The sequence below is a fragment of the Microcoleus sp. PH2017_24_DOB_U_A genome (assembly GCF_020738205.1).
In the GTDB taxonomy this organism is placed as follows: Bacteria; Cyanobacteriota; Cyanobacteriia; order Cyanobacteriales; family Microcoleaceae; genus Microcoleus.
Genome location: NZ_JAEQCT010000017.1, coordinates 1 through 14,225, shown reverse-complemented (window position 1 = coordinate 14,225; position 14,225 = coordinate 1). Strand labels below are relative to the sequence as shown.

The window sequence follows — 14,225 nt, the reverse complement described above, 5'->3', positions numbered from 1 at the left end:
AACCAATAACTAATAACCAATAACAACTGACTAAGGCATTCGCCAAATCTTAATCGTGCGATCGGGACTGCCGCTCACCAAAGTCTTGCTATCTCTGGCAACAGCCACAGAATTCACAAACTGGCCGTGACCAGAAAGAGTGTTTCTTTCTTTCCCCGTCTTCAAATCCCACACTATAATATCTCCGCCCCCGCTGATCAAAGTGCGACTATCGGGACTAAAAGCGATCGTCCTCACCCAGCTCGAATGGCCTTTAAAAGTGCGAGTGCGCTTCCCGTCTTGCACGTTCGACAGACGGATCGTATTGTCGCTGCTAGCGCTAGCCACAACTTGACCGTTCGGGCTAAAAGCCACAGCATTAACCGCGCCCCCGTGGCCAGTGATAATTCTTCTGACTTCTCCGGTGTCAAGATTCCACAAACGCACAGTCTTGTCCTCACTGCCACTAGCGAGAGTTTGACCGTCCCGGCTCAAAGCGATCGCGTTTACTCCTCCGGTGTGACCGGTCAAAGTCAGCAACCTGCTGCCGGTTCTGACATTCCACAAGCGAACAGTTTTGTCATCGCTCCCGCTAGCCAGATTTTGACCGTCGCTGCTGAAGGCGATCGCGTTGACAGGGGCTTTGTGAGCAGGAATTGTCCGCACCCGCCGCCCCGTCTTCAAATCCCACAAAATCACATTATTGTCATTGCCGCCGCTGGCCAAAGTCGAATTGTCCGGGCTCACCGCTAGCGTGCTAACCGATTTTTTAGAATGCACCGGATTCAGAGTCCGCACCAGGCGTCCCGTCTTCAGATTCCAAATTCTAATCGTCCCAAAGCTGGCGCTGACCAAAGTTTGACCGTCCGGCGACAGGGCGATCGCATTTACACTTCCGACATTATCCAAACTTCTTTGCAAAAACTGACTGCTAGGCAAACTAGAAAGCAGCCACAACGGATTTGCCGGAAACACCCCGTAACGCATCGAACCATAAATTTGAGACGCGCCAATACCCAGCATCAAAACAGCAGCGCCCGCCACCAACTTCTTTTTCCAATCTAAAACCTCTTGCTCCGACTGGTTCAAGCCACCAGAATTCAGAGGTTTGAGGCGGTTGATGGAAGTCTGCTTCGTCGCCCCAGACACCCCGGAAGTTCCGCGAATTTTAGTTTGTCCCGTCGTCGGCAACTGAGTTGGTAACTGAGTTTCCGCACCGTCAAGATTAATTTCCTCCAAGCACTGCAAAACCATCTGCGGACTTTGAGGTCGATTTCCGGGAAAAGGCGCCATCAGGTAATCGATGACATTAGCCAAGGGGTCGGAAACCTGAGGAGCTCCTTTGCGCCACATTAATCTGCCCGTGCGGGGGTTCTCTGGGAACGCAGTCGGTGGCTTCCCAGTCAACAAATAAACAAAAGTGCGCCCCAGAGCAAAAAAATCCGACTGCGGAACAGCCTTGCCATTAGTTTGTTCGGGCGGGGTATAGCCAGGGGAAACAATACCAGTGACATTTTGCCCCTGGCCCACCTTAGCGAAATAAGTCGCCGACACTTCCCGAGCAGTCCCGAAGTCAATCAGCACTAGCTGCCCGTTCGGCTTGCACATAATATTGTGCGGCTTGATATCCCGATGAAAATAGTTGAGTCGGTGAACTTGGTCTAAAATTTCCGACAGTTGTTTGAGCCAGTTCAGAGCTTGTTCTTGACTGATCGGGCGGCCCCGATGTTTCAGCCAGTCTTGCAAATTGGCCCCAGCAATTTTCTCCATCACCAGACAGTGAAAAGACTCTGTGCTGTGAGCTGGCGAAAATGTAAAATAACCGTCGCGATCGACCTTTGGAATACCTGGATGTCTCAGCCTGACCAATACGTCGGCTTCTTGCTTAAACAGTTCTACAGCTTTGGGATGTTCTTTCAGCAGGACTTTGAGCACTCTTCGGGCGCCGTTGTCGTCCACTTCAAATGTTCTGCCAAAGCCACCGCCTCCGAGAGGCGCGACTAGCCGATATCTACCTTGCAACAAAAGTTCAGACCCGCAGTGGATGCACGCGGATTTACCAGAGTTGGCTGGATCGGAGGGATTCGGGCATTTGGGATTGAGGCAATAACTCACGAAGCCACATAACCCTGATTGAGGTTGCTGCTACACAAAACTTAGCTAAACTTTCTCAAAAAAACAATTCTAGCGGTCGCTATTAGCCATGAGTCACCCACTATTTTCAGCCAATTTAACGAGTTGTGGACTTCCTTCTCGACCTTAACAGGCTGGCTAGTACAGACATAACTGCGGTTTACAAACCGGATAATTGAGCCTTGGTTTTCGGCATTGCAGATATCATAGCCTTTCTAGACTTATCTTGTCCAGCGAGCTTTAACTAAGTTTAGATAACTATTTCGCCCTGTAAGTTAACCTCTATCAAGTTTTACTTTGGCACTCTCAGCACTCTTGGTGACTGAGATTCTTGGTTCAACGAAGTCACTTGCTTGCGACTGGATTACTCCAGGTCAAGTAAAAGTGTCTTCTCCTGAAGCGTAAATTCCGGTATGCCCTACCGTACTCGATCGTCTCGATCTAGTCAGGTTTTCGTTCAAATACGAGTTTTCCTAGACGGCAACACCGATCGGTGTGACTGCGTACTCAACAATCCAGTTAAGTTTTTACGTTGTCTAGTTATACTCAATTTTCAACCTGTGACGATCGTATCACACCCAGTACAAGACTGATGAGCACTCTTGATTTAAATCCTTCGCGTCGCTAATGTCAAGCGGAGTGAACTCTAGCTCGTTTTCCGCTTTCCATTGTACGATCGCTCCGGAGCACTCTGGAAGGAAGAAATAAAAGAGAGGGAGAAAGGGGGAGAGGGGGAGAGGGGGAGAGGGGGAGATGGGGAGAGTGGGGGACAAACATCTGCCTAATGCCTTTTCCATCTTCCTTCCTTCTGCTTTCTTCCCTCTTCCCGATGACGGCATAACTGATGGGTAATCGGGAATTCTATCCGTTACATCCGTTAAATCCCGCACATTGCGAGTATAACTGATGGGTAATCGGGAATTCTATCCGTTACATCCGTTAAATCCCGCACATTGCGAGTAAGGCCGAACTTCCTTCTGCTTTCTTCCCTAGGACTTCCCTCTTCCCGATGACGGCATAACTGATGGGTAATCGGGAATTCTATCCGTTACATGAGTTAAATCCCGCACATTTCTCGTTGCCGAACTTCCGACTTCACGCTTGACTTCTTTACCCTTTTAAACGAGTCCTTCGATTACGGGATGGAAGAAAAACGCCAGCGCCAAAACCGCATAAGCAGCCAACAGCAAAGTACCTTCGAGCCAGTTAGACTTGCCATCAGAACTGATAGAATTCGCAATCAGCACCGACACCGTAACTGCTACAAGTTCAAACGGATTGAAGTTCAAGTCCATCGGTTGGCCCACGATAAAACCCACCAAAACCAACAGCGGGGCAACAAACAAAGCAATTTGCAAACTCGAACCCATAGCCACAGAAACCGACAAATCCATTTTATTTTTCATCGCCACCGTCACCGCCGTCGTGTGTTCGGCAGCATTGCCAATAATCGGCACTAAAATCACCCCGGTAAACAGTGATGTCAGCCCCAAACGCGCCGTCGCTTCTTCTAGACTACTAACCAGGAGTTCTGACTCGATCGCCACCATCAGCGTACAAGCCAACAGTACCGAAATCCACAACGGTAGATTCACCTTGTGGTCGGGACTGTCTGGTGCTAAGTTACTTTCGGCTAATTCTTCGAGACCTTCGACTTCTGCCACCCCTACATCGTAAAGATAACTGTGGGTTTTCATCGAAAACAGCAGAGTCAGCACGTAGACAATAATCAGGACTATCGCAACAGCGCTAGAGAGATTTTGCATAGTTTCCGGGGCGATGCCGATAGAAGTGACATTAACAGCCGTCGGCACCAAAATGGCAATCACAGCTAAGTTCATCGCGGAAGCATTCAACCGCGCGACTGTGGGCTGAAATTCTTGTTCTTTGTAGCGCAAGCCGCCTAGCAGCATTGCAAATCCCATCACCAGCAGTAAGTTGCTGATAATTGAACCGGTGATGCTGGCCTTAACAACATCTATTAGTCCGGCGTTGAGGGCGACGATGCCGATAATCAATTCCGTGGCATTTCCGAAGGTAGCATTCAGCAAACCCCCCAAGTTGGCGCCGAGGACAACGGCGATTTCTTCGGTGGCCGTACCCATCCAGGCTGCTAAAGGGATGATGGCTAGGGCGGAGGTGATGAAGATTGTGGAGGATTCCCAGCCGAGAAAGTGTCCGGCGATCGAAACTGGGATAAATAGCAGCAGGCTGGAAATTATGTTGGTTGTGTTTAGCATTTAAATTCTGAAAAGCTCCCAACCGTCAATCATAGCCTGCCAGCAAGTTTAGCCAAGGGGAGGGGGAAAGGAATTGGATGCTGGTTTAAGGCTATTGGCGATCGCACTTACTCACTTTTTTTGGTCAGAAGTTGGCGAAGATACTTAATAAAATTGAAAAGGTCGATCGATAATTTGAAAATGACTCAGCCGAGAACTAAGCTGCTACACAGATAAATTGCCTGTTCTGAAGATGAGAGAGTGCGCGAGTATCAAGATATCTGACAGTTCGTGGCGGGAGCTAAAATTCGATGCCAGAATTAGAGTGTCAACGAACAACCAACAGCTATATCGTTCCAGGAGTTTTGTCAACATGAATTCACCTGACATGACACGAGATATTGCTTCAGAAGATTTGTCGATCGCCAATCCGGCTGCTTATCCCGAAGTTACGCAACAGCTATCGGAAAACGTAATTTTCACAACCGTCGATGACCTTTACAACTGGGCAAAAATGTCCAGCCTGTATCCGCTGATGTTTGGCACTGCTTGCTGCTTCATTGAGTTTAGCGCCATGCTCGCTTCCCGCTTCGATTTGGATCGATTAGGTGTATTTCCCCGGATGTCTCCCCGACAGGCAGATTTGATGATTACCGCCGGCACGATTACCATGAAGTACGCTCCTGTGTTGGTGCGGCTGTACGAACAAATGCCCGAACCCAAATACGTGATTGCAATGGGCGCTTGCACGATTACGGGCGGAATGTTTAGTGCAGATTCTCCGACTGTTGTGCGCGGTGTGGACAAGCTAATTCCGGTGGATGTTTATTTACCTGGATGTCCGCCGCGGCCGGAAGCGATTATGGATGCGATCGTCAAACTCCGCAAGAAAATTGCCAACGACAGCTTGCAAGAAAGGCAAAAGACGGAACCAACCCACCGCTATTACACCCGCCCTCACCGGATGAACGTTGTGCAGCTAATTCACGACGGAAAATACCTGGAAACCCATCAGGTGCCGCCTGAACTTGTCGCATCGGGATTGCCTGTTGTACGGGAGTTGGAATCGATTCGGGCGATCGAAGCTTGACGATGATTGAAATCAACTAGCACAGGAGACTGCACCATTCCGCTTTTTTGTCCTCCCTCAACTGAAATGAACGCGATTTCACCAAGAGCCAGGTTGTTGGGGAGGATAGAAAGATGGTGTCATTTAACCATGCTCGTTTAGGTATGGTAGATGAAGTGGCAATGAAATTCATAATTTGCTACTTCGTCCCTGTACGAATCATCTTGAAACCATACACATAAATATCAGGAAACCCATAACGGGTTTCTTTCTGCCGCCATTTAGCCAGACCAATTTCAGTTAAAAAACTGGCAAATTCATCAAAGTCAGGATATATTTCCCGTACACTTTTCTGCCATGCGTTCTCAAGGTCTTGTCTGGTAGGTAAAGCTGGAACACCTTCTAGAGCTTCAAAAAATTGGCATAACTCAGGATATTCTTGTTTAATGGCATCACAACGTTCCTCTGATGCTTTTTCTAAACCAATCTCCAGAGATGTTGGTCGCAGTAAACGATCGGTTGGAGCCTTAACTGATGTTTGTCCTTTGTAAGTTAACTCCTGCTCTTTTGCTCCATCAAGCAAGGCACTTAAGCTGCGGGGAAAAGCCGTGTTATTTGAGTCTGATAAACGTTCGTAAACCCATCTATAAACATATTTAGCTTTGTCTCCGGTTCTTCGACGAATTCCCCACAATAAGTCTAGGGCGCGGTTTAAGGTTTCTTCATTAGCACTATCAATGTTTTCAACAGGCGAAGAACGATCGACTAAATTTTTAAATTCTGCTGATTGCATGGCTTGGCGAAGAGCTAATCGCAAGAAATCTACCCTTGTCCACTTCAAAAAAAGATCGCGTCCATTGAAGTGACTTTTATTGTCAAAATTTAAACGATTCCAAATGTCTTCTCGGATAAATATTTTAAAGCGAATTGATGTTAATCGACGGGCATCGCAAGCCTGAATAAGTTGAAACAAACCACTTAAAGCTTGCTGTCTCACTCCATCTTTTTCGGGGAAGTCTTCATCTAAATCATCATATAAAAGCCAAAGTGTTTGATTTTTATCCCGTTGCTGTTCGTTCAGAATGTCTAAGACATCCGACAAAACAAGTCTCAACTGCGAATCAGTTGATAATTGAATTAAGGCGAGCGTATGTTCAGACTGCCAGTTTTCTCCCGGCAGTCCCTTCAAAATGTTGCGTATACTTTCAAATTTAGGTTTTTGACTCCCTTTATCTGGCAGTTTTAAATAACTTGCTTGATAAACTCGAAATATCAGGTAGGCTCGCCAAAATGCCTCCCAAGTTCCCTCATTATCTTTTAGACTTTGATTGATAATTTGAAATTCATTGCGTGTTGGGCGACTGTTCTGGAATCCACCATGACCCGAGAGGAAAAATACAGAATCTAATCGATCGCGAGCTAGCTGTCTAGCCTTAGATTCATGCTTTAATAAAAGCAAGTAAAGTGCTGTCTTGCCAGTTCCTTTTCTGCCTCTGATTAGGCAAGTTGTCTCATCTAAGAATTTTTCAAAATTAGCAGTCTTCTGAAATAAAGCGAGAAGGTTTGACGTAGGATCGGCAGCATTTAAGGCTGGAAATTGAAGGCTTTCAATAATTTTCCAGCGTTGTTCGGTATCTGTTGCAGCTAGAATTTCCTGTGAGCGAATTTGATTAGTTTCTTCATCAATTAAGTTAGCAATTCGATTGTAGTAATCCAACAATCCTGTTACAGGATGACGATCTGCTAGAGCAATTGAGGGAAGGTAAGGTACTATTAATGGTTCTGCTATTTCAGATTGATACTCATCTAAGTCATCACCATTTTCATTTGGTTCATCTCGATCTATTTCGCGCTCAATGACTTTGCGTAAAAGCTGCCAAATTTCTGTAACTTTAGTCGTTCCAGTATCACTGATATCAGGAACAGGTGAAAATACAAAATTAATTGACAGCTTGCCAAAAGAATTGAGTGATTTTAAAAGAAGATCAATTCCTTGCCGATTTTGTTCGTTGGGAAACAAAAATATAATTGCCTCATCAGCAGCCTGGAGTAGAGATAAAGCACCCCATTCATTGATTCCAGTACGTGAATCCACCAAGATCACATCTGGTTTTAGCTGTTCTTTAATTTCACGACTAAAAATAGACCAGAGGGTTTCACCATTATCCAGAATAGTAGTTGCTCGCAGATCATCAACTTTAGCAATGTAGTCAAGACTTAAATAACCAGCAGGAACAATAAAGAGTCTTCCTGTTGCATCAGGTATTGTAACTTCACCAAATATCTTAGTGATTAAAATATTGGGTTCTAACTCTTCAGGCAAATAGGAGCGCTCATAAAAATAATCGACAATACCAAATTCAGGTAGTGGGTTTAAACTAAAAGCTGTACTTAAACCAGGCGCTTCTAAATCTAAGTCAACAGCCACAACTTTTCGACCGCGCATAGCTAAAATCCAAGCCACATGGGTTAAGGCAGTTGTTCGCCCCACTCCTCCTTTAAAGGAATAGAATGTAATGGTTCGAGGAATGCGGGGTTCAGGTTGAGAAAGTTGGGATTGATTTTGTGGATTTGCAGCCCACAAAGCTAAATCTTGCCAAGTTTGCACTGAACTTCCATTTGTAAGCTGTGGGCGTGACAAATTCAGGGAAATTGCTTCGTCTACCGTATATAAAGAAATAAAACCTGGGGATATTTTAAATTTCCTAAGGATGCTATGTACTCGTTCCTTTCGACGCTCGAAACATAAGCCATTAAAGGTATTGCTCACAATCGTCAAATTCAAAAGTCCAGAAGTAGAAATATTGATGTCAGTCCATTCCTGCGGACTCTGCACATAACAGTCTGTCAGCTCCCGTTTAAGTGATATTTGCCAGGTTTCCTGCATCTCTGTATCCTCAAAGTGTAGTAGCTTGCTTCTGTAGCCAACCTATGAGACCCTTATATGCAGACAGCCACTGCTTATAGTCTGGATCGTTAGGTTCACTACCAGAGTAGCGCATATCTATAAAATGTTGATTTTTGGGATTTTCAACTGTGACCAGCCATTTCATTACCTGTGGAAATTTCTGAATCCTATCATGCAGCTTATTATGCCGTCTCAAAGCATCTTGAAAACTATGTCCTGGATTAGTAAGTGTATGACCAGGAGTGTTAGAATCCGTTTTCCATTCTCGCTTGGCATTTTTGGGTAGGGAAGCGAATATCATTGATTTTAGCAGACATTCTATTGTCACACCAGCAAAGTGCATGGCCGCCACTTTTCTGGCAGAGTAACAAAGTATTTCGGTATCCTGATAGCGCTGTAAAAAAGCAGATTTGTAATCTTCCATTTTTGTTCGACGGTTTACTAACAAATGATACTAGCATCGGGAAACTGTGTCAAGTATCAAATCTGTGTCCCCTAAGGGTTTATCTCGCTTTAGTAGATCTGAAGAAGCGCAGCAATACAGCGAACTAAAACAAGAACTCGCCAATAAATACTATGATAATATTCAGGGGTACATGGACGGAAAAGCTGGATTTATTAAAGCAATGGATATGAAGGCTGCCAAGTGGAGAGCATCTGATTAAATCTATGATATTAGAAGTTGCAATTCTTGACATTAAACCTAATAGGACTGCTGAGTTTGAAATTGCTTTCAAAACAGCTTCAGCGATTATCTCTTCTATGCCGGGGTATATCTCGCACGAGCTGCAACGCTGCATAGAAAACACAAATCGTTATATTTTGCTGGTGCGGTGGCAAAGTTTGGAAGACCATACCGTTGGATTTCGAGAATCGCCAGATTATCAAATGTGGCGTTCCTTATTGCATCATTTTTACGACCCATTTCCAACAGTCGAACATTATGAAGTCATTTGGTCATGACTTACGCATTAAGACCAAAGAAACCGGGTTTTTAACATAATATATGATGTTCCCGTGAAATATATTTCTGAAAAAACGGTTTCTAACATCCGCTGCGTCCAGGAGTATTTGCAAAGTTTTAAGTCTAAAGCATGGAGGAAATTTCAAATGATTGATATCGGTTTTACTCACATCGCACTCCCAGTTTCCGATGTTGAGAAAAGTATTGAATTCTACTCGAAGTATGCTGGGATGCAGGTCGTTCACCGCCGGATTGATGCAGCAGCAGGTGTTGCTGTTGTATGGCTTTCTGATGGCACTCGTCCTTTTGTAATTGTGCTGATTCAGACAAACTCTGTACATCCAGTTTTGTCTCCGCTGGCACACCTTGGGGTTGGTTGCAAGAGTAGGGAATATATGGATTCTCTCTGCGATAGTGCACGTCAAGAAGGTGTGCTGGTTGATGAACCAAAAGATTCTGGATATCCGATCGGCTATTGGGCCTTTTTGCGAGACCCGGACGGTCATACTCTGGAACTATCCTACGGGCAAGAAATTGGATTTACGGTGGAGAAAGTTGGCTGAAAATAGGCTGTGCAGGGGCTGAACGGCACTTGCACGGCACGGTGAGGGCGGACGAAAGGAGCCGGGACAGCAGTCGCATATAATTGGAATAGTCCTGAACGGTAAATGTGCCATGCAGCAGCATCAACCGTCAATTGCTCGATCGCCCCGCGAGTATGTGAGTCTGTTTCCCCGCCCACCAAAAATGATGCTCGAATACCCCAACAATCGATAAAAAATAGACTTGAATTGCAAAAATCGGAAAACACCCTGAAATTATCTGCGTTGCATCGTCGGTTGCATCTGTCTGACATCTGCGCTTGAGGGAGCGATCGAAGACTTATGCAATTCAAGTCTATTATTGTATCGAGGCTGTTTCAGCAGTCGGCATCAAGTCGAGGTAAGACATGAAAATCCCCACGCACGCGATCGCATTAATGAGGCTATCTGTTGGCTTCCATAAGTTACTGGTGTCGGGTAAAAGTAACTTTTCACCAAGAAAACTCAACAAAAGATTTTGCGCCGACACAACGCAGCAATTTCGTGCAGCAGCCCCCCTCAGCCAAAGTTTTGCCTGCTGAGGGGTTTCACCCTATTGTTAACTTTCAACAGCACAACCACCATCGATCGCCAAAGATTAAATTTTTCCGGGGAAAACTTGCCATTTAATGAATAAGACTTTAAGATGCAGCAATGTAAATATAAACTCTCAACGAGCAGCCCTGCACGCACTAACCTGAAATGGGTCGAAAGTGCCACAAAGCAGCAACAGCTAACTTTTATAACTCTTTCAACAGCAAAGCATTGGCAGAAAAACTCAGGGATCGACGGTTGGTATATTGCAACGAATGCTTTGCTCGAAATACTACAAATGAATCAAAAATTATCTGCCAAAATTTAGCACCTACAGATGCCTAGCCCAAACGCCTGCTGCGTAAGGTTTAACTTACTGATTAGGCTGGTTTTCATGTCTTTAACTACTTGAGGATTCGATCGCATGGTTTCGATTTCTAAAACTCAGTCCAACGTGCTCTCTGTGTCTGCACCAACCGTAACGACTGCAACCCAAAGCACCGCCGCAACTGCAACTGGAGTGTGCGTGACGATTCACGGTCACTTTTACCAACCCCCCCGAGAAAACCCTTACCTAGACGCGATCGAGCGCCAAGGGAGCGCCTCTCCCTTCCACGACTGGAACGAACGCATTGACAACGAGTGCTACCGCCCGAACGCCTTTGCGCGCATACTCAACGATCGCGGTGAAGTCGCCGGGATCGTCAACAACTACGAATATCTCAGCTTCAACATCGGCCCGACTCTGATGAGCTGGCTGGAACGCTACGATCCCGAAGTTTACCAACGGATTCTGGAAGCCGATCGCAAAAGCTGTCAGCGCCTCAACGGTCACGGCAACGCGATCGCCCAAGTGTACAATCACATCATCATGCCGCTGGCGAACGAGCGAGACAAATACACCCAAATTCGCTGGGGGATCGCAGATTTTCGCTCTAGATTCGATCGCCATCCCGAAGGAATGTGGCTGGCCGAAACCGCCGTAGACTACGCCACCCTGGAAGTTTTGGTGGCTGAAGGCATTCGTTTTATTGTCTTAGCCCCCTCCCAAGCCGAACGCTGCCGCCCGCTAATCGCGCAAAACCAAGAAGGAGAGCAACAAACAGATGGCGAATGGCACGAAGTCGGCGGCGGCCAAATCGATCCGACTCGCCCCTACCGCTGCTATTTGAAGCCGGAAATGCGGTTGATGGCTGACCACCAACTTTCGCCCCTGAGCACTTACCACTTTACTCGCGGACACGGCCAGCAGTCCTCAGCCCCAAATCCTCACACTCCCTACATCGATATCTTTTTCTACGACGGCCCGATCTCGCGGGATATGGGCTTCAATGACGTTCTCAGCAGCAGCCACCACTTGGCTGGGCGCTTGGGTCAAGCAGTGCGGGGAGACCACAGACCGGCTCAATTAATCTCCGTGGCCACAGATGGCGAAACTTTCGGCCACCACAAAAACAGTACGGAAAAATGTCTCGCCTACGCTTTCACAGAGGAGTTTCCCCGCCGCGGCTGGACTGTGACGAATTATGCTCATTATTTAGGTCAAAATCCCAGCACTTGGGAAGTGGAACTCAAACCGGTGACGGCTTGGAGTTGTTCTCACGGGGTCGATCGCTGGCAAGATGATTGTGGGTGCGGTGGCGGCGGCGGGTGGCATCTCCTGTGGCGCAAGCCTTTGCGCGATACTTTGAATTGGCTGCGCGATCGACTGATTCCGATTTATGAGGAAGCGGGGCGCAAGCTGTTTTGCGATCCCTGGAAAGCCAGAGATGAATATATTGATGTCATCCGCGATCGATCGCCCGCGAATGTTGACAGTTTCCTCCAACGCCATCAAATTCGCGAACTGGATGCCGCCGAACAGGTAGACGCCCTGCGCCTGCTGGAAATGCAGCGCCACACTTTGTTAATGTTCACTAGCTGCGGCTGGTTTTTTGAAGAAGTCTCTCGCCCCGAAGGCGTGCAAATTTTGCGCTACGCCGCCAGGGCGCTGGAATTGGCGGGGGAAGTTGCTGGTGTTCAGCTAGAACAGGATTTTATCGATCGACTAGCCCTAATACCCAGCAACGTTGACTCTTTCAAAACAGGCGCAGAAGTTTACCGCCAACTGGTGACAACAGCCCAAGTCAGTCTCAAACAAGTCGCCGCCCACTACGCGATTAGTGCTCTGTTTGCCAAATATCCCCGCGAACAGCGAGTTTACTGCTATCAGGCCGAACAGCAAGATTTCCAAATTCAGCGCATGGGTTCGATGACTCTGGCTGTGGGTCAATTGCAGTTAACCTCGGAAATTACCCGGGAAACAGACGTGTTTGTGTTTGCTGCATTCCACCTTGGGGGCTGGGATTTCCACTGCTGCATTCAGCCTTTTGGCAGCCGCCGGTCTTACAATATGCTCAAAGAGCGGTTGTTTGGAGTTCTGCAAGAAGCTTCGGCGGCCCACGCGATTCTGGAAATGGTGCGGTTGTTTGGGGATCAGTCGTTTAGCTTGCGGGATTTGTTCGCAGAGGAACGCCACCGCATCGTCCAGTTGCTGAGTCAAGAAAATTTGACTCGCTTGGATCAACTTTACACTCAGGTTTATCGGGAAAATTACGGGGTGATGATGGCTTTCCATCGCGATGAGTTGCCGGTGCCGGTTGAGTTGCAAGTGGCTGCTGAGGTGGCTTTGGGACACCGCTGTTTGACGGCGGCGAAGGCGCTGGAACTGGAAACCGGAGACGCGGAACCTCTGCTGGCTGACATTGAAGCGATCGCCACTGAAGCCGGTCTCCTCCGCAGTCGGTTGAAGGTTCCTGAAGTTAAGCAAATTTTGGAACGGCTGGTTTGGCGATCGCTAGACACGCTGCTGCAAGCAGGATCGGGCGTAGATGAACGATCGCCTCTGGAGTTAGAAGCCGATATCCGGTACATCGAGCGTTTGATTGCTGTGGGCGATCGGCTGAGTCTGGGTTTGTGTTTGGACAAATCGCAGGAACTGTATTTCGATTCTCTGTACAGTCAAATTGTGCCTCTGTGTTTGGGCTGGCTGCAACGGCAAGCTACTTCGGACGGCGAAAATAAGGTTGACCCGGTTGCTTTAGATATCGTCGGCTCAGACGGTGGCTGGGAGTTGTCTTCGATCCGGCAGTTGCTGGAGTTGGGTCAAACTCTCGCCGTTGATGTTGAGTGTTGGTTGGATCAGTTAAGCCGATCGCTGGTCGATTAGCCTGGATCAATTCCGGCACAGCAGAATCCGCCCGATCGGTTTAAATGCCGATCGGGCGGTGGGGATCGAGCTAGAGTCGATCGGCATTCAGGCTTCCCGGAATCGAAGTACCGACAAACAACCGCCAATTTTCTTTGAGTATTCGCTCTACTTCTGTGGGAAGATGAAAAGACTGTCCCCAAAGCCAACAAGTGTTCTGCACTTGCAGGCTTTGTAGAGTTTTGAAGAAAGAACACTAAATTTTTTAGCTATGAAAATTGGCGATCGCGTTTGCGTTAAAAACTCTGTTGTTGTCTACCACCACCCGGAAAATCGCAGTCAACCAGTTGAGATTAAGGGTATGGAAGGAGAAATCGTGGCGATCGTTCACGAATGGCACGGCAGACCTGTCAGTGCCAATTGGCCGGTGCTAGTTCAGTTTGACAAAAAATTTAGAGCTCACTTCAAAGAAGATGAAGTCGAATTGGTTTCTGCTGAAGCCTAGGTGTAGAATTGTTTTTTTCTGTTAGAACCCCGATTTCTTTAAGAAGTCGGGGTTTGAAACTGTAACTTAATTTATGGACAAAGCTACCCATCCTTGACTATTTGGGTAGCTTTGTCCGCAACTCGGGCGATCGCACGAGACTATTT

General features: G+C 47.1%; 11 protein-coding genes. 6 read left to right on the top strand and 5 right to left on the bottom strand.

The window, feature by feature from the left end; translation table 11 throughout:
* Positions 1-30: 30 nt before the first annotated feature.
* Together JGK07_RS01845 and cax are read right to left on the bottom strand one after the other, a co-directional pair.
* Complete coding sequence (locus tag JGK07_RS01845) at positions 31-2,094, bottom strand: serine/threonine-protein kinase (RefSeq protein ID WP_293187182.1); 2,064 nt, start codon at positions 2,092-2,094, stop codon at positions 31-33.
* A 1,136-nt stretch (positions 2,095-3,230) separates the two neighbouring features.
* Complete coding sequence (gene cax / locus JGK07_RS01840; protein ID WP_293216486.1) at positions 3,231-4,352, bottom strand: calcium/proton exchanger; 1,122 nt, start codon at positions 4,350-4,352, stop codon at positions 3,231-3,233.
* Between the two features lie 367 nt (positions 4,353-4,719).
* Between cax and nuoB the strand changes: the two genes are divergently transcribed.
* Positions 4,720-5,421, top strand: coding sequence for an NADH-quinone oxidoreductase subunit NuoB (nuoB, locus tag JGK07_RS01835; RefSeq protein WP_293186872.1), 702 nt, complete (start codon positions 4,720-4,722; stop codon positions 5,419-5,421).
* 178 nt (positions 5,422-5,599) lie between these two features.
* Here the strand turns inward: nuoB and JGK07_RS01830 are convergent, their stop codons facing one another.
* Entirely contained in the window at positions 5,600-8,287 is a 2,688-nt protein-coding gene (locus JGK07_RS01830) for a ParA family protein (RefSeq protein ID WP_293197114.1), read from the bottom strand.
* Between the two features lie 10 nt (positions 8,288-8,297).
* A complete protein-coding gene (locus tag JGK07_RS01825; protein WP_293186866.1) occupies positions 8,298-8,732 on the bottom strand; it encodes a hypothetical protein in 435 nt (144 codons plus the stop codon).
* Between the two features lie 46 nt (positions 8,733-8,778).
* Here JGK07_RS01825 and JGK07_RS01820 point away from each other — a divergent pair, with 46 nt between their 5' ends.
* The 4 genes from JGK07_RS01820 (at position 8,779) to JGK07_RS01805 (ending at position 13,595) form a co-directional block, all read left to right on the top strand.
* Positions 8,779-8,973, top strand: coding sequence for a GrpB family protein (locus JGK07_RS01820; protein WP_293186867.1), 195 nt, complete (start codon positions 8,779-8,781; stop codon positions 8,971-8,973).
* A gap of 4 nt (positions 8,974-8,977) precedes the next feature.
* A complete protein-coding gene (locus tag JGK07_RS01815) occupies positions 8,978-9,271 on the top strand; it encodes an antibiotic biosynthesis monooxygenase (RefSeq protein WP_293186868.1) in 294 nt (97 codons plus the stop codon).
* A 147-nt stretch (positions 9,272-9,418) separates the two neighbouring features.
* On the top strand, positions 9,419-9,835 hold the full coding sequence (locus tag JGK07_RS01810; protein WP_293186869.1) for a VOC family protein: 417 nt from the start codon (positions 9,419-9,421) through the stop codon (positions 9,833-9,835).
* A 976-nt stretch (positions 9,836-10,811) separates the two neighbouring features.
* Entirely contained in the window at positions 10,812-13,595 is a 2,784-nt protein-coding gene (locus JGK07_RS01805; protein WP_293197113.1) for a DUF3536 domain-containing protein, read from the top strand.
* 70 nt (positions 13,596-13,665) lie between these two features.
* On the opposite strand, the gene JGK07_RS01800 is transcribed toward JGK07_RS01805, so the two are convergent.
* Positions 13,666-13,797, bottom strand: coding sequence for a hypothetical protein (locus JGK07_RS01800; RefSeq protein ID WP_293182345.1), 132 nt, complete (start codon positions 13,795-13,797; stop codon positions 13,666-13,668).
* A gap of 48 nt (positions 13,798-13,845) precedes the next feature.
* On the opposite strand from JGK07_RS01800, the gene JGK07_RS01795 reads away from it, so the two are divergent.
* Positions 13,846-14,079, top strand: a complete 234-nt coding sequence (locus tag JGK07_RS01795; RefSeq protein WP_293182347.1) for a ferredoxin-thioredoxin reductase variable chain — start codon at positions 13,846-13,848, stop codon at positions 14,077-14,079.
* Positions 14,080-14,225 lie beyond the last annotated feature (146 nt).